General features: G+C 70.7%; 13 protein-coding genes. 8 read left to right on the plus strand and 5 right to left on the minus strand.

The annotated features are described in order from the left end of the window. Positions 1-106: 106 nt before the first annotated feature. The 5 genes from fabG (at position 107) to AN215_RS00375 (ending at position 4,974) form a co-directional block, all read left to right on the plus strand. Complete coding sequence (gene fabG / locus AN215_RS00355; RefSeq protein ID WP_070008686.1) at positions 107-868, plus strand: 3-oxoacyl-ACP reductase FabG; 762 nt, start codon at positions 107-109, stop codon at positions 866-868. Positions 869-885: 17 nt separating this feature from the next. Further along, entirely contained in the window at positions 886-1,656 is a 771-nt protein-coding gene (locus tag AN215_RS00360; protein ID WP_070008687.1) for an SDR family oxidoreductase, read from the plus strand. Positions 1,657-1,965: 309 nt separating this feature from the next. After that, positions 1,966-3,558, plus strand: a complete 1,593-nt coding sequence (locus AN215_RS00365; protein ID WP_070008688.1) for an ABC transporter substrate-binding protein — start codon at positions 1,966-1,968, stop codon at positions 3,556-3,558. 171 nt (positions 3,559-3,729) lie between these two features. After that, entirely contained in the window at positions 3,730-4,416 is a 687-nt protein-coding gene (gene ung, locus AN215_RS00370) for a uracil-DNA glycosylase (RefSeq protein ID WP_070008774.1), read from the plus strand. A gap of 81 nt (positions 4,417-4,497) precedes the next feature. Next, positions 4,498-4,974, plus strand: a complete 477-nt coding sequence (locus AN215_RS00375; protein ID WP_070008689.1) for a hypothetical protein — start codon at positions 4,498-4,500, stop codon at positions 4,972-4,974. 27 nt (positions 4,975-5,001) lie between these two features. On the opposite strand, the gene AN215_RS00380 is transcribed toward AN215_RS00375, so the two are convergent. Continuing rightward, positions 5,002-5,631 (minus strand): TetR/AcrR family transcriptional regulator, encoded by a 630-nt coding sequence (locus AN215_RS00380; RefSeq protein WP_070008690.1) that lies wholly within the window; start codon positions 5,629-5,631, stop codon positions 5,002-5,004. A 113-nt stretch (positions 5,632-5,744) separates the two neighbouring features. Between AN215_RS00380 and AN215_RS00385 the strand changes: the two genes are divergently transcribed. Continuing rightward, positions 5,745-6,965, plus strand: coding sequence for an FAD-dependent monooxygenase (locus AN215_RS00385; protein WP_070008691.1), 1,221 nt, complete (start codon positions 5,745-5,747; stop codon positions 6,963-6,965). Between the two features lie 60 nt (positions 6,966-7,025). Here the strand turns inward: AN215_RS00385 and lnt are convergent, their stop codons facing one another. Further along, the gene (gene lnt / locus AN215_RS00390; RefSeq protein ID WP_070031077.1) at positions 7,026-8,618 is read right to left on the minus strand and encodes an apolipoprotein N-acyltransferase; all 1,593 of its coding nucleotides are present in this window, start codon (positions 8,616-8,618) and stop codon (positions 7,026-7,028) included. Between the two features lie 177 nt (positions 8,619-8,795). Between lnt and AN215_RS00395 the strand changes: the two genes are divergently transcribed. Next, positions 8,796-11,186, plus strand: coding sequence for a GH92 family glycosyl hydrolase (locus AN215_RS00395; RefSeq protein ID WP_245694119.1), 2,391 nt, complete (start codon positions 8,796-8,798; stop codon positions 11,184-11,186). Positions 11,187-11,262: 76 nt separating this feature from the next. Continuing rightward, complete coding sequence (locus tag AN215_RS00400) at positions 11,263-13,023, plus strand: IlvD/Edd family dehydratase (protein ID WP_070008694.1); 1,761 nt, start codon at positions 11,263-11,265, stop codon at positions 13,021-13,023. Positions 13,024-13,054: 31 nt separating this feature from the next. Here the strand turns inward: AN215_RS00400 and AN215_RS00405 are convergent, their stop codons facing one another. The 3 genes from AN215_RS00405 to AN215_RS00415 all read right to left on the minus strand — a co-directional run bounded on the left by AN215_RS00405 (position 13,055) and on the right by AN215_RS00415 (position 18,191). After that, positions 13,055-14,476 carry a hypothetical protein gene (locus tag AN215_RS00405; protein ID WP_079122557.1) on the minus strand — a complete coding sequence of 474 codons (1,422 nt, stop codon included), beginning with the start codon at positions 14,474-14,476 and terminating at the stop codon, positions 13,055-13,057. Positions 14,477-14,546: 70 nt separating this feature from the next. Further along, positions 14,547-15,635, minus strand: a complete 1,089-nt coding sequence (locus AN215_RS00410) for an LCP family glycopolymer transferase (RefSeq protein ID WP_070031078.1) — start codon at positions 15,633-15,635, stop codon at positions 14,547-14,549. A gap of 474 nt (positions 15,636-16,109) precedes the next feature. Then, a complete protein-coding gene (locus AN215_RS00415) occupies positions 16,110-18,191 on the minus strand; it encodes a bifunctional polysaccharide deacetylase/glycosyltransferase family 2 protein (RefSeq protein ID WP_070008695.1) in 2,082 nt (693 codons plus the stop codon). Positions 18,192-18,907: the final 716 nt, after the last annotated feature.

Here is an 18,907-nt window from a genome sequence, read left to right on the forward strand (position 1 = left end):
ATGTGCGGGGGCACCCGTTGACAGCAGGTGGCGCGGCTCATAGCGTCACGACTGCCACAAGGTACTAAGCGGTTGCTCACCACAATTCAGGGCGAGGAGAAACAGCATGTCCACCACCGACCAGCGCGTCGCGATCGTCACCGGTGCGGCGCGGGGCATCGGCGCGGCCACCGCCGTGCGGCTCGCGGCAGAGGGCTGCGCCGTAGCGGTGCTCGACCTCGACGAGGCGGCCTGCAAGGAGACCGTCGAGAAGATCACAGCCGAGGGCGGCAGCGCGATCGCCGTGGGCTGCGACGTCTCGGACTCCGCCCAGGCGGAAACCGCCGTCGCGCGGGTCGTCGGTGAACTCGGGCCGCCCACGGTCCTCGTGAACAACGCCGGCGTGCTGAGGGACAACCTGCTGTTCAAGATGAGCGACGCCGACTGGGACACGGTGATGAACGTCCACCTGCGCGGTGCGTTCGTGATGTCCCGGGCCTGCCAGAAGCACATGGTCGACGCCGGGTTCGGGCGCATCGTGAACCTCTCCTCCTCCTCGGCCCTCGGCAACCGCGGCCAGGTCAACTACGCCGCGGCCAAGGCCGGGATGCAGGGCTTCACCAAGACCCTCGCCAAGGAACTGGGGAAGTTCGGCATCACCGCCAACGCCGTCGCACCCGGCTTCATCGTCACCGACATGACGGCGGCCACCGCCGAGCGTGTCGGCATGGGCTTCGAGGACTTCCAGGCCGCCGCCGCCTCGCAGATCCCCGTCCAGCGCGTCGGCCGGCCCGAGGACGTCGCCGGCGCCATCGCCTTCTTCAGCGGTGAGGACGCCGGCTTCGTCTCCGGCCAGGTTCTGTACGTGGCCGGCGGCCCGCTCAACTGACCGGAGGGTCGCGGAAGATGGCACAGCACGAAGCAGCACAGCAGGACACCGGCGAGGTCGCGATCGTGACCGGCGGCAGCCGGGGCATCGGATACGGAGTCGCCGAGGCCCTGGTCGCGCGCGGGCACCGCGTATGCATCACCGGACGCAACGAGGACGCGCTGAAGGAGGCCGTCGCCGCACTCGGTCCGCAGCGGGCCATGTACGTCGCGGGCAAGGCCCACGACGACGAGCACCGGCGCTCCGCCGTCGAGCAGGTGATGGAGGCCTACGGGCGGGTCGACCACCTCGTGAACAACGCGGGCACCAACCCGGTCTTCGGCCCGATCGCCGATCTCGACCTGGGTGTCGCGCGCAAGGTCTTCGAGACCAACGTGGTCTCCGCCCTCGGCTTCGCCCAGTCCACGTGGGCGGCCTGGCAGCGGGAGAACGGCGGCACGATCGTGAACGTCGCCTCCATCGCCGGTATGTCCGCTTCGCCCTTCATCGGTGCGTACGGGATGAGCAAGGCGGCGATGATCAATCTCACACAGCAGCTCGCCCATGAATTCGCGCCGACTGTACGGGTCAACGCCCTCGCGCCGGCTGTGGTGAAGACGAAGTTCGCCGCCGCTCTCTACGAGGGCCGGGAAGCGGACGCCGCCGCCCGCTATCCCATGAACAGGCTCGGGGAGCCGCGGGACATCGGCGGGGCCGCCGCCTTCCTCACTTCTCCCGAATCCGCGTGGATCACCGGCCAGACTCTGGTCGTCGACGGCGGCCTCGCGCTCAACGCCGGAGTCGAGTAGGGATTTCCCGCTCCGCGCGCACCATCCCACGAGGGAATCCGGGTGCCGGTCCGTTGCCGGACCGGCACCCGCTGTCATCGGAATGCTCCGTGTCCTGCTGGCAATTGACGAATGGTTGACCAGCGCATGTTCCCCGGGTCCGGTGCTGAGGTAGGGTCTCTTTCGCCTCTCGGCCAGCGGGTCCGCGTAGGGCGTCGCCGTACTCCGTACGACGGCGTGGGAACGCAATCAACGCATTGACCGGCCGACGGCAATTCCCTTTTGCAACTGCATCGGCAGTAGTGGCCCCGCCGACTGAGGAGCGCGCAGGTGTTCGACCGGAACGGACCTCTGAGGATCGCAGCGACCGTTGTCATATCTATGTCGATGGTCGCGGGGTGCAGTTCGATGTCGGGTGGCGACAACGACGACCAGCTCCGCGAGATCGTCACAGGAACCACCAGCGCTCCCAGCACCCTCGACCCTGCGGCGGCCTGGGACGGTTCGTGGGAACTCTACAAGAACGTCTACCAGACGCTGCTGTCCTTCCCGAGCAGCAGCTCTTCCCCGGAGCCCGACGCCGCCAAGCGCTGCGGCTTCACCGACTCCGCGAGCCGCGTCTACCGCTGCACACTGCGGGACGGTCTGGAGTTCTCCAACGGGAATCCGCTCGACGCCCGCGCGGTGAAGCACTCCGTGGACCGCGTCACCTCGATCAAGGCGAAGTCGGGACCGCTCGGCCTGCTGGGCAGCCTGGAACGCGTGGAGGCGCCGGACAAGAAGACGGTGGTCTTCCATCTGAAGAAGTCCGACGCCACATTCCCCTTCATCCTCGCCACCCCGGCGACCTCGATCGTCGACCCGGAGACCTACCCGGCGAAGAAGCTGCGCAAGGGCTCGAAGATCGTCGGCTCCGGACCGTACTCCCTGAAGTCCTACAGCAAGGGCAAGAAGGCGGAGCTCACGCGGTACAACGGCTACCGCGGTCCAGCGAAGCCCAAGAACGACGTCGTCACCATCGAGTACTTCCAGGACTCCGCGAAGATGGTGAAGGCGCTCAAGGACAAGAAGATCGACGTCGCATACCGCGGTCTGACACCGGACCAGGTCAGCGCATTCCAGAAGGCGCAGGCGAACGGGAACCAGGAAGTGGAGCTGACGGAACTCCTCGGTTCCGAGATCAGCTATCTCGTCTTCAACCCCAAGGACAGCACGGCCGGAAATCCGGCCGTGCGCAAGGCCGTTGCGGAGCTGATCGACCGCAAGGCGCTCGTGCGGAACGTGTACAACCGCACGACCGACCCGCTCTACTCCATGGTCCCCGGCGGAATCACCGGCCACACCAGCGCCTACTACGACCGCTACGGCGAGCCCGACAGGGACCAGGCGGAGAAGACGCTCAGGGAAGCGGGCATCAACAAGAAGGTGCCGCTGAAGCTGTGGTACACCACCGACCGCTACGGCTCGACGACGGGTGAGACCTTCGCCGAGCTCAAGCGGCAGCTGAACAAGTCAGGGCTCTTCGACGTCTCCGTGCAGGGCCGCCCGTGGTCCGAGTTCGTAGAGGGTTACAGCAAGGGCAAGTACCCGGTGTTCGGCCGCGGCTGGTTCCCCGACTTCCCGGACGCCGACAACTACGTCGCGCCCTTCGTGGGCAAGAACAACGCGCTCGGCACGCCCTACGAGAACTCCGAGATCACCGAGGACCTGCTGCCCAATTCGCGCAAGGAGAGCAACCGCGCGACCGCCAGCCGCGCCTTCACCCGCGCCCAGAAGCTCATCGCGAAGGACGCGCGGCTGCTGCCGCTCTGGCAGGGCAGGGTGTACGTGGCCTCGCTCAAGGACGTGGCCGGCGTCGAGTGGGTCCTGGACCCCTCCACGCTTCCGCGCATGTGGGAGCTGCACAAGAAGTCCAGCTGGTAGACGGGTCCCGGCCCTCCTTTCCGGGAGGGCGGCACGTACCCGCAGCCCGCGCCGCCGCCTCCGCCCCGCTGACATGGGGCGGAGGCGGCGTGCTGTCGGCGGGCAGCCGGTACGTTCGGGGACGGCAACCACAGATGCGAAGCCGCCGCGGAGGTACGAGAGTTGAACGACATGCTGGGCACCCTGCCGGACTCCTGGCAGCAGGCCCTCGGCGAGGAGACCGGCAAGCCCTACTTCAAGGAGCTCGCCGAGTTCGTCGAGCAGGAGCGGGAGCGCGGTCCGGTCTACCCGCCGCGCGAGGAGGTCTTCGCCGCCCTGCACGCCACGCCGTACGAGCGGGTGAAGGTGCTGATCCTCGGACAGGACCCGTACCACGGAGAGGGCCAGGGGCACGGCCTGTGCTTCTCCGTGCGGCCGGGTGTGCGCACGCCGCCGTCCCTGCGCAACATCTACAAGGAGATGCGCGAGGACCTCGGCCATCCCGTGCCGGACAGCGGACATCTCATGACGTGGGCCGAGCAGGGCGTGCTGCTGCTCAACGCGGTGCTCACGGTCCGGGCGGGCGAGGCCAACTCCCACAAGGGCAAGGGCTGGGAGACGTTCACGGATTCCGTGATCCGGGCCGTGTCGTCCAGGCGGAGCCCGGTCGTCTTCGTGCTGTGGGGGAACCATGCGAAGAAGAAGCTCCCGCTGATCGACACCGGCCGGCACACAGTGGTTCAGGGCGCGCATCCCTCCCCGCTCTCGGCGAGGAAGTTCTTCGGCTCGCGGCCCTTCAGCCGGATCGACGAAGCGGTCGCCGCCGCCGGGCACGCGCCAGTCGACTGGCGTATCCCGGACGCCGGCGCACGCGCCTGAGCGTGATTGTCAGTGCCTGCGGCTAGCGTCGTCGTGGCAGGTGACGGCAGCACTCGGCGCGCCCGGTGGAGGAGGAGTCCCGTGACGGAGCCGCAGCAGGAGACGTCCCCGGACGGGGTCATGGTCCGGATCGGGCAGGCGATCATGCTCCATCGCGCCGGCGACCGTGAGGAGGCCCGGCACCGCTTCTCACTGCTGTGGTCCGAGACCACGGGCGAGGGCGACCTCTTCCACCGGTGCACCATCGCGCACTACATGGCCGACACCCAGGACGACCCCGGCGCCGAGCTGGAGTGGGACCTGCGGGCGCTGGCCGCGGCCGACGCGCTCACGGAGGAGCAGGTGGAGTGGGGAGAGCACTCGCTGGCGGTCCGCTCCCTGTATCCGTCGCTGTATCTCAACGTCGCCGCCGACCACGCCAAGCTCGGTGACAGCGCTGCCGCACGCCGCGAACTGCGCCGGGCGCAGGGCGCGTTGGGCTCGCTAGCTGACGACGCGTACGGGGAAGGGATCCGGGCGGCCGTGGGGCGGCTGGAGAGCAGGCTCGGGCCGGTCTGAGGCGTTCAGGCCTGCCGCCGGGCCCGTTCAGCTCCCCGGCTGCGCGGCTGACGGAGCGAGCATGCCGTGCAGCAACTCCCGCACCCCGGCCCGCAGTTCCTCGTACGAGGGCACCTCGTCGGCGTACGAGCCGGCTGTGCACGAGAAGAGCATGCCGTCGCACCACGCCACCAGCGACAGCGTGTGCCGTTCCGGCTCGGACGACCCGGCGCGCCTGAGCATCGCCACGAGTGGCTCACGGAATGCGCTGGTCCCGGTGTGCACGTACATCTCCCGCAGCCCGGGCCGCCGTGCGATCTCCAGGGCCAGTTCGTAGCGTGCGAGGAGCAGCGACGGATCCCTGGTGAGGTAGCGGTGCACCGCCAGGGCCAGCCCGTCCGCCAGTTCGGCGGTGTCCTTCCCCGTGGGCATCTCATCCAGCGCGATCACCTGCGACTCCCGTACGGCCAGCCGGCGCACCGCCGCCTCGATCAGCGCCGCGCGGGTACGGGCGTGGTTGGAGGTCGAACCCTGCGGCAGGCCCGCCGCCTCGTCCACGGCCCGGTGGGTCAGGGCACGGAGCCCGCGCTCGGCGAGCAGCGCGATCGCGGCGTCGGCGATCATCTCGGAGCGGGTGAGGGGCCCGGAGCCGGGCGGAGAGGAACGAGGGGCGCTCATGGCAGCCAAATGTACGACGGCAACTCCGGCCCGGATCGCCGAAACTACGGACGTAGTAGACTACAGATGTAGTGGCCTGATGGCAGGCCGCCCGCCGGAGAAGGAGACCGCCCATGCCCGCATCCCGGTCCGAGCCACGAGCGGTCGTCATCGGCGCCGGCATCGGCGGGCTCACGGCCGCCGTCGCCCTGCACCAGCAGGGCTGGCACGTCACCGTCCTCGAGCGGGCCCCGGCCGTCGAGGCCGTCGGCGCGGGCCTCGGCCTCACCCCCAACTCCCTGCGGGCGCTGGACGTCATCGGCCTCGGCGACACGCTCAGGCCGATGCGCACGTGGACGGACGAGGGCGGGCTGCGTACTCCCTCGGGGCGCTGGCTCTCCCGTACGAACCAGGCCGCGGCGGCAGCCCGGTTCGGCGGTCCGTTCGTCCCCGTGCACCGGGCCACGCTCATCTCCCTGCTGCTCTCCCGGCTGCCCGGCGAAGCGGTGCGCACGGGCACGCCGGCCACGGTCGCCGACCCCGGCGGCCCGGACAGGCCGGCGCGGGTGCGCAGTGACGCGGAGGAGTGGGAGGCCGAACTTGCCGTGGCCGCCGACGGCATCCACTCACCGGCGCGTTCCGTGCTCTTCCCCGGAAGCCCCGCTCCCAGGTACGCGGGCTTCACCGCCTGGCGCCTGGTCGTGCCGGCCCCCGACGTGGCCTACCCGCCGCACGAGACATGGGGCCGCGGCACCCTGTGGGGCACGCAGCCGCTGCACGACGGACGGGTCTACGCGTATGCCGCCGCGGCCGTCCCGGCCGGCGAGCGTGCACCCGAGGGCGAACACGCCGAACTCCGGCGCAGGTTCGGCACCTGGCACCAACCGGTGCCCGCGATCCTCGACGCCGCGGGCCCGGACGACATCCTGCGCAACGACGTCCACCAGGCCGCCGAGCCGCTTCCGGCGTTCCACCGTGGACGTGTGGCCGTCCTCGGCGACGCCGCGCACGCGATGCCGCCCACCCTCGGGCAGGGCGGCAACCAGGCGGTAGAGGACGGCGTCGTACTCGCCCACCACGCCGCACCGCAGGCGGACGTACCGCAGGCCCTGGCCGCGTACACCCGCGACCGGCTTCCACGTACGAGTGAAGTGGTACGGCGTGCCGTACGGGTCTCCCGCCTGATCACCCTGACCTCCGCGCCGGCCTGTGCGCTGCGTGACGCCCTGATGGCCACGGCGGGCCGGGCCGGGCCGCACCTGGCGCTGCGCGCCCTCGACGGGATCGCCGACTGGAGTCCGCCGGGGGAGCACGACGCGGCGGCGACGCCGCACGGCGGGACGGGCGGCCGGTAGCCGGGGAGCGGCACGCCGGCAGACAGGACGTCAGCGGACGGGGGGTCGGCGGACGGGCCGTCAGGGGCCCGCGGCCGGTGAGCCGCCGGAAGGGCCGGGCGGAGAACCGGCCCGGCGGCGCCTGAGGATTCCTCGGACGCACGAGGCCGCCCCGTACAGGACCAGTGCGGCGGTTGCGGCGTGCACGATCCAGTCGCCCGTGCGGAGGTAGAGCGTCGAACCGGTGGCCAGCGGCACCGTGTAGACCTGCGCGGTGCTGCGGTCCGTGCCCAGCCACGGGCCGGTGCGCTCGCCGCGAGGTCCGTAGACCGCGCTGATCCCGGTCAGTGTGGCGTGCACCATCGGCCGCCCGGTCTCGGCGGCGCGCAAGGCACCCAGCGAGGCGTGCTGCGCGGGCGCCCAGCTGTCCTGGAAAGTCGACGTCGAGGACTGGGTGACGATCAACCGCGCCCCGTCCAGGGCGATTTGGCGGCTCATGTCGGGGAACGCGCTTTCGAAGCACACCAGCGGCCCGAACTTCTCACCGGACGTCTCCATCATCACCGGGCCGTCGCCGCGCAGCCGGTCCTCGCCCGCCGCACGGCCGACCGAGGTGGCCCAGCCGAGCAGGGAGCGCGCGGGGACGTACTCGCCGAAGGGCACCAGCCGCGTCTTGTCGTAGCGCTTGCCGACCGTGCCGTCGGGGCCGATCAGTATCGAACTCTTGTAGATCCCGGGCCGGTCGGAGCGCCGGGCGTCCACATTGACCAGGATCCGCGCGCCGACCTGCGACGAGAGATCCGCGATCCGCTTCCGCAGCCGCGGATGGGCCCCCAGGTCGAAGCTGACGCTGCTCTCACCCCACACCACGAGATCCAGCCCGCGCCCCTTCAGCCCGCGGGTCAGTGCCTCGCTGCGCTCCAGCCGCGCGTGCTGACCCTTCACCACGCCTGGCTGTACGACGGCGACCCGCAGCTCACCGTCCGCGCGGGGCCGCGGCGCCCACGCCCATGCCGCGGCCACCGCGCCGCAGCAGACGGCCAGTGCGACGGCCGCGGCGACGGCCTCCGCGGCTGAACGGCCGGTACGGCGCGCCGTCAAGGGTGCCGCCAGCGCTGCCAGCGCGCAGTTCACAGCGACCAGCACAAAGGTGACCAGCCACACCCCGCCGGCGGACGCCAGCCGCAGAGCCGGGCTGATCTGCCACTGGCTCGCGCCGAGCACACCCCACGGTCCTCCCAAGTACTCCCAGGAACGGACCAGTTCGATGACCAGCCACCCCGAAGGCACCAGCACGAGAGCCGCCGCGAGCCGCCCCGGCCCGGCCCGCCCGCCCAGCAGGCGCCGCACGAGCCATCCCCACGGAGCCCACAACAGGCCCAGCAGCGCCGCCAGTACGAAGAGGAAGACGTGCAGGCTCGGCAGCAGCCAGTGGTGCACGGCCAGCATGAAACCCGTACCGCCGATCCAGCCCGTCAGGGCGGCCTGGCGTCCGGAGGCGGCACCCCGTACCAGCAGCAGCCAAGGCACCAGACCCACCCATGCGAGCCACCACAGTGACGGCGCCGGAAACGCGAGAGCGGGAAGCGCACCCGCCGCGGCCGCGGCCACCGGGCGTGCCCACCGGGACCCGCGCCCACGGGCGGGCGGAGCATCCTCACGCCGTGCGGCCATGTGTCGCCTCCACCGTCCTGTCACCGGGCACCGACTGTGCGGAGGGCTTCCCCGGCGGGGAAGGGCGCATGCACCGGAGGGGACCGTACGGACCGTTGTGACCTGGGGCATAGACAGCAGCCCGTGCGGTGGCAACCCTGGGCCGTTCGACAACGATGTCCCGGCCGGAGGCCCCTGGTGATACGAGCGAAGCGCATCCGGACCCTGCTGGGTCTGGCCGTCGCGACGCTCTGCGCCGGGCTCGTCGGGGCCTCACCGCCCGCTGCCCCGTGCGGGGGAGGGGAGACGCACGCCGGTCCGGTGAAGGACCCCGCCGCGTTCGTCGACCCTTTCATAGGCACCCGCAACGAAGGCAACACTTTCCCGGGGGCCGCCGTCCCGTTCGGGAAGGTGCAGCTCTCGCCGGACACCACCAGCAGCAGCACCGGCTACGACTGGGACGAGAACCGCATACGCGGCTTCTCGTCCGTGCACCTGTCCGGCGTCGGGTGCGGTCTGGGCGGCGACCTTCCCGCCATGCCGACCACGGGCGACATCACCAGCACCGACAACAACGAGTACGCCTCCGGCTTCCGTCACGAGACCGAGAGCGCCTCACCCGGCTCGTACGAGGTCGCCCTCGACGACTACGGCGGCACGAAGGCCGAACTCACCGCGGGCCGGCACACCGGCCACCAGCGCTACACCTTTCCCCGCACCGGCAAGGCGAACGTGCTGCTCAACTCCGGCCAGGCGCTGCACAAGGTGACCGGAAGCTCGGCGCGCGTCATCGACGAGCGGACCATCGCCACAAAGGTCACCGGCAGCGGCTTCTGCCAGGGCACCGAGCCCTACACGGTGTGGGCCGTCACCCGCTTCGACCGGCCGTTCGACTCCCACGGGACGTGGGACGGGGAGAAGGTCACCGAAGGCGGCGACTCCTCCGAGGGCGGCGGCCGCCGCGGTGCGTACGCCCGTTTCGACACCCGGGGCGGCGACCGCGACGTCGAGGCGGTGACGGCGCTGTCGTACGTCGACGCCGAGGGCGCCGGACGCAACCTCGCGGCAGTGGAGGGCCAGTCCTTCGACGAGACCCGCGACGCCGCCCGCCGCGCCTGGCAGGAACGGCTCGGCCGGGTCCGCGTGAGCGGCGGGAGCGAGGCGCGTCTGCGGGTCTTCTACTCCTCGCTCTACCGTGCGCTGCTCCACCCCAACACCGGGGAGGACGTGGACCGGCGCTACCGGGGCTGGGACCAGCGGATCCACCGCGCGAAGGGGCACACCTACTACCAGAACTGGTCATTGTGGGACACCTATCGCACCCAGGCGCAGCTGCTGACGCTCATCGCCCCGCGCGAGTCCCGGGACATGGCGCTGTCGCTGCTGGACGTCGACGAGCAGGGCGGCTGGCTGCCGCGGTGGGGCTACGCCACGCGGGAGACGAACATCATGGCCGGCGACCCGGTCACGCCGTTCCTCACCAACGCCTACCAGCAGGGACTGCTGAAGGGTGAGGAGGACAGGACCTACCGGGCGCTGAAGAAGAACGCCGACGGCGTTCCGCCCGCCGACTCCCCGTATTTGGGACGTATGGCCAACAAGGAGTACATCAAGGACGGATACATCCCGCACGACCCGGACAGGAAACGCGTCAAACCGGGCAGTCCGGACTTCAAGCACAGCGGCTCGGCGACCCTCGAGTACGCCGCCGCCGACGCCGCCCTCGCCGGAATGGCACGTGATCTCGGACACACCGCCGACGCCCGGCGCTACTCGGAACGCTCCCGCAACTACCGCAACATCCTCGACCCCGGCACCGGGTTCTTCCGTGCCCGTGAGGCCGGCGGGACCTTCGTCGGGCCTGCCGACCCGGCCAGGAGCGAAGGGTTCCACGAGGGGACACCCTGGCAGTACATGTGGATGGTGCCGCAGGACGTACCGGGGCTGATGTCCCGTACGGGCGGACGCGCGGCCACGGAGGAGCGCCTGGACTCGTTCTTCGCCTACGACCAGCTCAAGGACGATCCGCGGAAGACGGCGAGCGACGTGTGGGTCGACGGTCCCTACGACTACTACGACTCGGACAAGTACAACCCGCAGAACGAGCACGACCTCATCGCCCCGTACACCTACCTCTCCACCGGCTCGCCGTGGAAGACCACCGACGTCGTCGACGCCGCACTGTGCCGCTTCACCGACGCCCCCGACGGCGTCACCGGCAACGACGATCTGGGCACCATGTCGTCCTGGATGGTGCTGTCGGCGATGGGCATGTTCCCGGTCGCACCGGGAACCGACACCTGGGGCCTGAACACCCCCGCGTTCGAGCGGATCGAGCTGACCCTCGACCGCGACTGGTATCCGCAGGGGCACTTCACGATCCGCGCACCGCGCGGGGACGGAGCGGACCGCTACATACGCTCCGCGTCGGCCGGCGGCTCGGAGGTCTCCCGTACCTGGATCAGCACGGAGGACATACGGCGCGGCAGCTCCCTGGACTTCCGCCTCGGACCGGAGCCCTCGAAGTGGGGCACGGGCAAGGAGGACGCACCGCCGCCGCTCGGGGAGGCGGGCGAGCGCGACCGTTGACCCGGCCGCGAACCGCACACCAAGATCGTCGTTGACCCGGGGGCCGTCACAGCACCGACCAGCACAGGGAGTGGACATGGGCAGCAACGACGGATCCGCCCGCCGCAGTTCGGCCTGGTTCGCGGCGGAGGGCCGCAACGGCTTCATCCACCGCTCATGGATGCGCAACCAGGGCTTCGGTCCCGAGGTCTTCGACGGGCGGCCCGTCATCGGCATCGCCAACAGCTGGTCGGAACTCACGCCCTGCAACGCGCACTTGAGGGACGTGGCGGACGCGGTCAAACGCGGCGTGTGGGAAGCGGGCGGACTGCCGCTGGAGTTCAACACCATGTCGCTCGGCGAACCGCTGATGCGTCCCACCACGATGCTGTACCGCAACCTGATGGCCATGGAGGTCGAGGAGACCCTGCGGGCCAACCCGCTCGACGGTGTCGTGCTGCTGTCCGGCTGCGACAAGACGACACCCGCCATGCTCATGGGCGCGGCGAGCGTCGACATTCCCTCGATCATGGTCACCGGCGGGCCGATGCTCAACGGCAAGTTCCGTGGCAGGGACATCGGTTCGGGCACGGCCGTATGGAAGCTCAGCGAGGAGATGCGCGCCGGCAAGCTGACGGAGGCCGACCTGCGCGAGGCGGAGGGCTGCATGTCACGCAGCCGCGGACACTGCATGACGATGGGTACGGCCTCGACGATGGCGTGCATGGCCGAGAGCCTGGGCATGCAGATGTCCGGAGGGGCGGCCGTCCCCGCGGTCGACGCCAGGCGTTACGTTCTCGCCCAGGCGTCCGGTCGTCAGGCCGTACAGCTCGTGGAGCAGGATCTGCGGCCCTCCCAGGTGCTCACGCGCGAGGCGTTCGAGAACGCGATACGTGTGAACGCCGCGCTGGGCGGCTCGACCAACGCCGTCGTGCACCTGCTGGCTCTGGCGGGCAGGGTCGAAGTGCCCCTCGAACTCGGCGAGTTCGACGCGCTCACCTCCGAAGTCCCGGTGCTGGCCGACATGATGCCCTCGGGGCGCTTCCTGATGGAGGACTTCTACTACGCGGGGGGCCTGCCGGTCGTCATGCGCGAACTGGGGGCGCTCATCCACCAGGAGCCGGTCACCGTCACCGGACGTGCCATCGGGGAGGAGATCGCCGGCGCCGAGTGCTTCAACCGCGAGGTCATCCGCACCGTCTCCGAACCGTTCATGCCGGCGGGCGCGGGCACCGTCGTGCTCTACGGAAGCCTGTGCCCCGACGGCGCGGTGCTCAAGGTCTCCGCGGCCGATCCCGAACTGCTCACCCACAGGGGGCGCGCGCTCGTCTTCGACCGGGTCGAGGACTACACGGCTGCGGCGGACGACCCGGACCTGCCCGTCGATCCGGACACCGTCATCGTGGTCCGGGGCGCGGGGCCCAAGGGGTATCCCGGCTTCCCCGAGGTGGGCAACGTCCCCGTTCCGAAGGTGCTGCTGGAGGCGGGCGTCGAGGACATCGTCCGCATCAGTGACGCGCGGATGAGCGGCACCGGATACGGCACCTGCGTGCTGCACGTCGCACCGGAATCGGCCGTCGGCGGGCCGCTCGCGCTCGTACGGACAGGAGACGTCGTCGAGCTCGACGTCCCGGGCCGTCGGCTCGATCTGCGCGTCGACGAGGCCGAACTGGCCGCACGCGCCGAGGCGGAGGCGGCATCCGCCGCGGCCGGTGACGGCGCGAAGGACAGCGGCGGCGGAGCGCGGCGCGGCTGGTCGAAGCTGTACACCGATCACGTGATGCAGGCCGACCGAGGCGCGGACCTGGACTTCCTGACGGGTGGCAGCGGCAGCGAGGTGCCACGGCACTCGCACTGAACGCCGGCCGGGCGGGGCGGACAGGCGGCCGTCAGCCGGCCGCCGCCCGGTCTCCCGGGCCGGGCGGGGAGGTGAGTACGGCGAGCCGGTCCTGCACGTCGCGGAGCGCTCCCGGAGTGCTGCCCGGTGCCCGCTCCCTGAGCTGCGAGAGCTGCACTCCGAGCTGGTAGGCCTGCCCCCGGTCGGCGACCTGGTGCCAGCAGTGGTGTGCCCGGTCCACGGCGCCGGCGACCTCGCCCGACTCGGGAGCCTGGCCGGCCTGCAGGCGGACGGCGGCCGCCTGCAGCCACAGGGTGCACGCGCGCGCGGCGTCGTCCGCGCGATGGGCGAGATCGGCGCGCACCTCGACCCAGTGGACGGCCTCCATGGAGTGGGGCCCCGAAGCGCGCAGGGCGGCGGTCTCCCACTGGGAGGCGATCGTCGCTGCCTCGCCGTGGCGGCCTTCGCCCGCTGCCCGGTAGATGGCCTCGTGCACGCCGGCGGGCACGTCACCCGTGGCCTCCGTCGTCCCGCCCGGCCGTGGCGGTACGGGTGTTGAGGCCGGTACGGGTGTTGAGGCCGGCGGGGGCGAGGCGGGTGGTGGCGGAACCGCGTACGCCGGGAGCGGCGCGACCGCCGCGGGCGCGTGGTCAGGAGCGGTCGGCGCCGGCGCGGACGACGGCGCCGGCATCTGGACGGGCGCAGGCGAAGGCACCGGCCCGGGCACAGGAACCGACGCAGGCACGGGCTCTGGTCCTGGCACAGGCACCGGCCCGGGCATTGCCGGCGCGGGCCCGCCGCCGAGCGGCATGCGCTCGTCGTCGCCCGGGCCGAATCCCGCCCCGTGCAGGCTGAGTTGGTGGAGCTGCTCCAGCGGTGGCCGTGCGCGGCTCGCCCGCAGCACCGCTGCGAGGGCGCGGCTGTACTCAGGCGTGCGGGGCAGGCGCCCGGCCGCAGGCGCGGCAAGGCTCCCGTACAGGACCAGCCCCTCCGCGAGCCGGTGGTGCGAACGCCGCTGCCACAGCGCCGAGTCAGCCACGAGGTCGGCGATCACCGCCGTGCTCCCGACGGGTCTGCGGCCGAGCTCGGCAACGAGCCAGTGCCACGGCAGACCCGTGTAGCGCACGGACCGCGGCGTGGAGCGCGTCAGCGCGAGATGCGGAAGATGCTGGCGCGAGTCGAGCAGCAGCTGCCCCGCGAGATAGACGAGCAGCGGTCCTTCGTGCGCGGCGGCCGTACGCAGGTGTGACAGCACCGCGTTGGGGTCGGCAGGGTCCGCGAGCTGGACGACGCTGCCGGTGCCGGTGCCCAGCAGCACCGCCGGGGGAGTCGCGGCGAGAGCGGGCAGCGCCTCCGTCGCCTGGAGTGCCGGATGTCTGCCGGGAGGTGTCGCGGCCACCAGCAACCCGTAACCCTGATCCGGCTGTTCGTTCTGCGCAGCGTGTCCGTGCCCGTGCGGCGCCCCGTTCCCCATGTCAGCACCGTATCCGCTGAGCGCCCTGGTCACTCCTGGCGGTCCGCCCTCAACGGGTCCCGGGCAGGGGTCACTTGTTGGTGACGGTCACCGGACTGTCGCTCTTGAGCTGGGAGAAGAGCTTCTTCGACTTCGCCTCGTCCCAGCGCAGCGCACTGCCCTTCGGCGTCGAAATACCGCCCGCGGTGGGCACGTTGACCTGCTGACCGCCGCCCTTGGAGACGCCCTGCACGGAGCGGAACATCGTGGTCAGAGCCCGCATGCTCATGCCCTCGTCGACGACGAGCGTGTCCAGCCCGGCGCTGAGAGCGGGATAGACGTCGGACGGGTTGAGCACCGTCCCCGGTGACGTGGCCTTGCCGGCCAGCGCGGAGAGGAACCGCTGCTGGTTCTGCGTACGGCCCAGGTCGCCCTGGGCTTCCTGCTTGCGCTGGCGTACGAATGCGAGGGCCTCGGCCCCGTTGAGGTTCTGGCAGCCCTTCCTCAGGTCGGCTCCGGAGTCCTCGTCCTTGATGTCCCGCTTGATGCACATCGGAACTCCGCCGACGGCGTCGACGATGTTGACGAACCCGGCGAACCCGATCTCGGCGTAGTGGTCGATGCGCAGGCCGGTGTTCAGCTCGATGGTGGCTATCAGCAGCTCCGGACCGCCCAGTGCGAAGGCGGAGTTGAGCTTGTTCTGCACGGGCTGGGACTGCTTGCCCGTGGACGGCCGCTTGTACCCGGGGATCGTCACCCACGAGTCACGGGGGAGGCTCACCATCGTCGTACCGTTCTCGCCCTTGTGCATGAGGATCATCGAGTCGGTGCGGCGGCCCCCGAACACACCGGTCTTGAGCTCCTTGCGGTCCGCCTCCGACAGGCCCTCACGGCTGTCGGAACCGACGATGAGGTAGTTGGTGCCCTTGCCGGGCGGCGGCCGGTCCGTGAACTTGTCGAGATTCACGTCCCGTTGGAGCTTCGTCTCAGCCCACGCGTACGTGCCGCCGGAGCCCACCAGGATCATGGCGAGCACCACGACCGCCGCGCGGCGCAGCGGCCTGCGGCGCTTGGGGCGGCGCGGTGCGCGAGGGGGAGTGGGCCCGAAGCGGGAGTTGTTCTCCCGCGCGGGAGGCCCGCCGCCCCTGCCGCCGCGTCCGGCGGGGCCCCCGGGGCCCATCGGGCGTCCCGGTCCGCCGGGCCCGCCGGGCCCGACCGGTCCGCCCGGCCCGGCAGGAACGCCGGGCGGGCCCGGGTGCGGGCGCCGGCCCCCTCCCTGGCCGGGCACCGGGGCTTGCGGCGGAGGGGCGCCCGGACGACGTCCGGCCGCCTCCGTCCTCGACCGTGCCACTTCGCCCCTGATGGTCTCCCGGGTCTCCCAGGAGGGCTGCAGCGGCCGGCCGGGGTCTCCGCGACGTGCCGGCCCGACGACGTTCACCGGGTCCGAGACGGCCCACCCCTGGCCGGTCCCCGCCCAGCCGTGGACGCTCGAACCCCCTGGCCCGTGGTGTCTCCACTCACCGGCCAACTCGGCGGTGTGGCCCGGAGAATCCCCCTGAGACGCACCTGGCGTCTCACCCTCGGCCCACTGGTCAAGTGGGTCCCTCATGGTCCGGCTCCCTCGGTCACGTCGATACGGTCACGTGCGTGTCGTTCACTTCGGCAGCAGGCTCTGGCGCTGGACCGGCTCGCTGAGCAGATACTCGTCGGCCGTGCCCGACCGGCGCATGCGCTGCCACTTGAGCCGGTTGCCGAGCAGGGCCGTCACCACGGACTGAATGATCACCAGATACAGCAGCTGCCTGTAGACGAACAGCTGGAGCGGCAGCGACCACAGCTCGCGCATCCGCTCGTTGTCCAGCCGCAGTGCGTACGCGGCCGTGACCATCTGGACGGCCATGAAGCCGAGCCAGACGCCCACAGCCTCGGCAGGGTCGCGGAAGAAGATGCCGTAGAGGAAGAACACGTCGACGACCGGTGCGAACAGGGGCAGAGCGATCTGGAACAGAGCCAGATAGCTCAGCCCCCTGCGGCCGAAGCGCCCTGCGGGACCCACCTCCAGGACCGCACGGCGGTGCTTCCACATCGACTGGAGCGTGCCGTAGCACCAGCGGTAGCGCTGACGCCACAACTGGCCCAGGCTGCCCGGCACTTCGGTCCACGCGATGGCGGACTCCTCGTAGACGACGCGCCAGCCCGCCCGCCACAGGGCCATCGTCAGGTCGGTGTCCTCGGCCAGGGTGTCGTCGCTGACGCCGCCGATGCCCATCAGCGCGTCCCTGCGGAAGGCGCCGATGGCACCCGGGACGGTCGGCATGCATTCCAGCACCTCGAACATCCGCCGGTCCAGGTTGAACCCGAAGACGTACTCCAGGTGCTGCCATCTGCCCAGCAGCCTGGTCCTGTTGCCGACCTTGGTGTTGCCGCTCACCGCACCGATGGCCGGATGGGCCAGCGGCTGGATGAGCCTGAAGAGAGCATCGGGCTCGAAGACGGTGTCCGCGTCGACCATCACGACGATGTCGTGACGCGCGTAGCCCAGACCTGTGTTGAGGGCTCCCGGCTTGCCCGCGTTGGGCTGCCGTACGACGGTCACCCGCGGGTCGCGGATGCCCTCGGCGATCTGCGCGGTGCGGTCCGTCGACCCGTCGTCGATGACGACGACCTGCAGGTAGGGGTGCGTGGAGGCCAGAAGTGAACGGACCGTGGACTCGATGCCCGCCTCTTCGTTGTGCGCCGGGACGAGGACCGTCACCGGCTCGTTGACCTCCCGCAGCCACGGCGAGCCGGGACGGAACCTCTGCAGGCGCCGCATGTGCATCCGCGCGAAAACCACGAGCATCAGCAGCCGGAGCACACCGAGACCGCCGGCGATGCCCAGCGCCCAGGCCATCGCACCGGTGAAGAAGGAGCCCAGGGTCCGCGCCCATATGAGCCCCTCCCCTCGCAGCCTCTCGTCTGCGGAAACCGTCGTCATCGAGGACTGCTGCCCCAGCCCCCCTGTGACGGTGGTGAACTTCTTCACGTTCCGGTTGCGGAGCAATTGCTCAGCTTCGTGATAACCGAGGTCGGTGTGGCTGTACTGCCGTATCACTCCCTGCGAGGGCTTGCGGGACCTGCGGTCCGCGGCGACGAGGAGGTAGCCCTGCTCGGCGCTGCGCTGAGCCGCGGTCCACTCCTTGCCGCACATCGTGTCGGCCGCCTTGGTGTGGGGGAGGCGGAGAAGTCCGGTGTTGACGCCGGCGGTGCCCGCCAGCGCGGTCTGGGTGAGGGAGAGCTCCAGCTGGGCCCGGATGGGCGAGGCGACGCCCAGGTCACCGCCCGTGTAGGTGTACGAGCCGATCTCGTGCCCCTCGGCACTGATACGGCGCACCAGCTCGGGGTGGCGGGTGGCCTGCGACCCGTAGACGAAGAAGGTGGCCTTGGCGTGGTGGCTGCGCAACAGGTCGAGGATGCGCGGCGTCCACACCGGGTCCGGGCCGCCGTTGAAGGTCAGCGCCGCAGTGCGGGCAGGCATGGAGGCCGTCTCGACGAAGTTGCCGTCGAGACGCAGAACAGGGTCCCCGGTGTCGGCGGCACGCGGGATCGGCGTGGCGCACGGGGCTTTGGTGCGTGCGGCGTCGACCTCGTGGTTGGTCCAGCCCTCGAAGAGGAGAGCTGCCGTGACCACGGGCAGGAAGAGCACCAGCAGCAGCCAGTGCCCTCGCGGGTCCCGTCGCAGCGCGTGCCGGCTCACCTGGTCGCGCCGCCGGGACGGGCCGAAGAACTGGCGGGTGTGGGGGTGGTCTGTGCGGGGTCGCGGTCGCTGCGGGGGGTGGGGGGTGTGGTCTTGCGGTCAGGCCTGGTCGAGGCCGAGGGGTCGTGGGGGGAGGACGAGTTGTGGGGGGAGGCTGTGCGGGCCGGAATCTGTGCGCCCGCCGGTACATCGGAGTCGTCCTGTGAAGAAGTGCTGGGCAGCGGCTGGTCCATTCGCGGGGGCTGGTCCCCGACCGGGTCCTGAACTCCACCGAACACAGCTACGAAGAGCGCCATGTACCCGGTGCAGGCGCACCCGACGGTCACTGCCGCATATCGGACGAGTCTTCTACGCCGACCTGAACTGGCAATGAATATCGGATGATTCTCGTCTGCACGCCTCCGACGGCTGTGGTTCATGGATCGCATGGGGCGTGAGTGTAGCCAGCCGAGAACGCGAGCGACCCGGAAAGATTCAGTAATCCATCTGTGAACTGTGTCGCCCTCGTCCGGGGTTCGCTGAGAAGCCTTCGGATTCGCATGGTCCACCAACTCTTGATCGGTGCTGACGGTCTCCCCCCGGTCCCCTCACGGCATGATGCCGCTCTTGAGCGGCCCTGTACTCGTATTGCCGAGGTAGGGGCTTGTCCTGGCCTCAGGGACAAGCTGAGGACAGTTGGCGCGAAAATCCGCCCCGGTTCCGCCGGGTGCCGTGCC

The organism is Streptomyces abyssalis, from assembly GCF_001751365.1.
Lineage (GTDB): Bacteria > Actinomycetota > Actinomycetes > Streptomycetales > Streptomycetaceae > Streptomyces > Streptomyces abyssalis.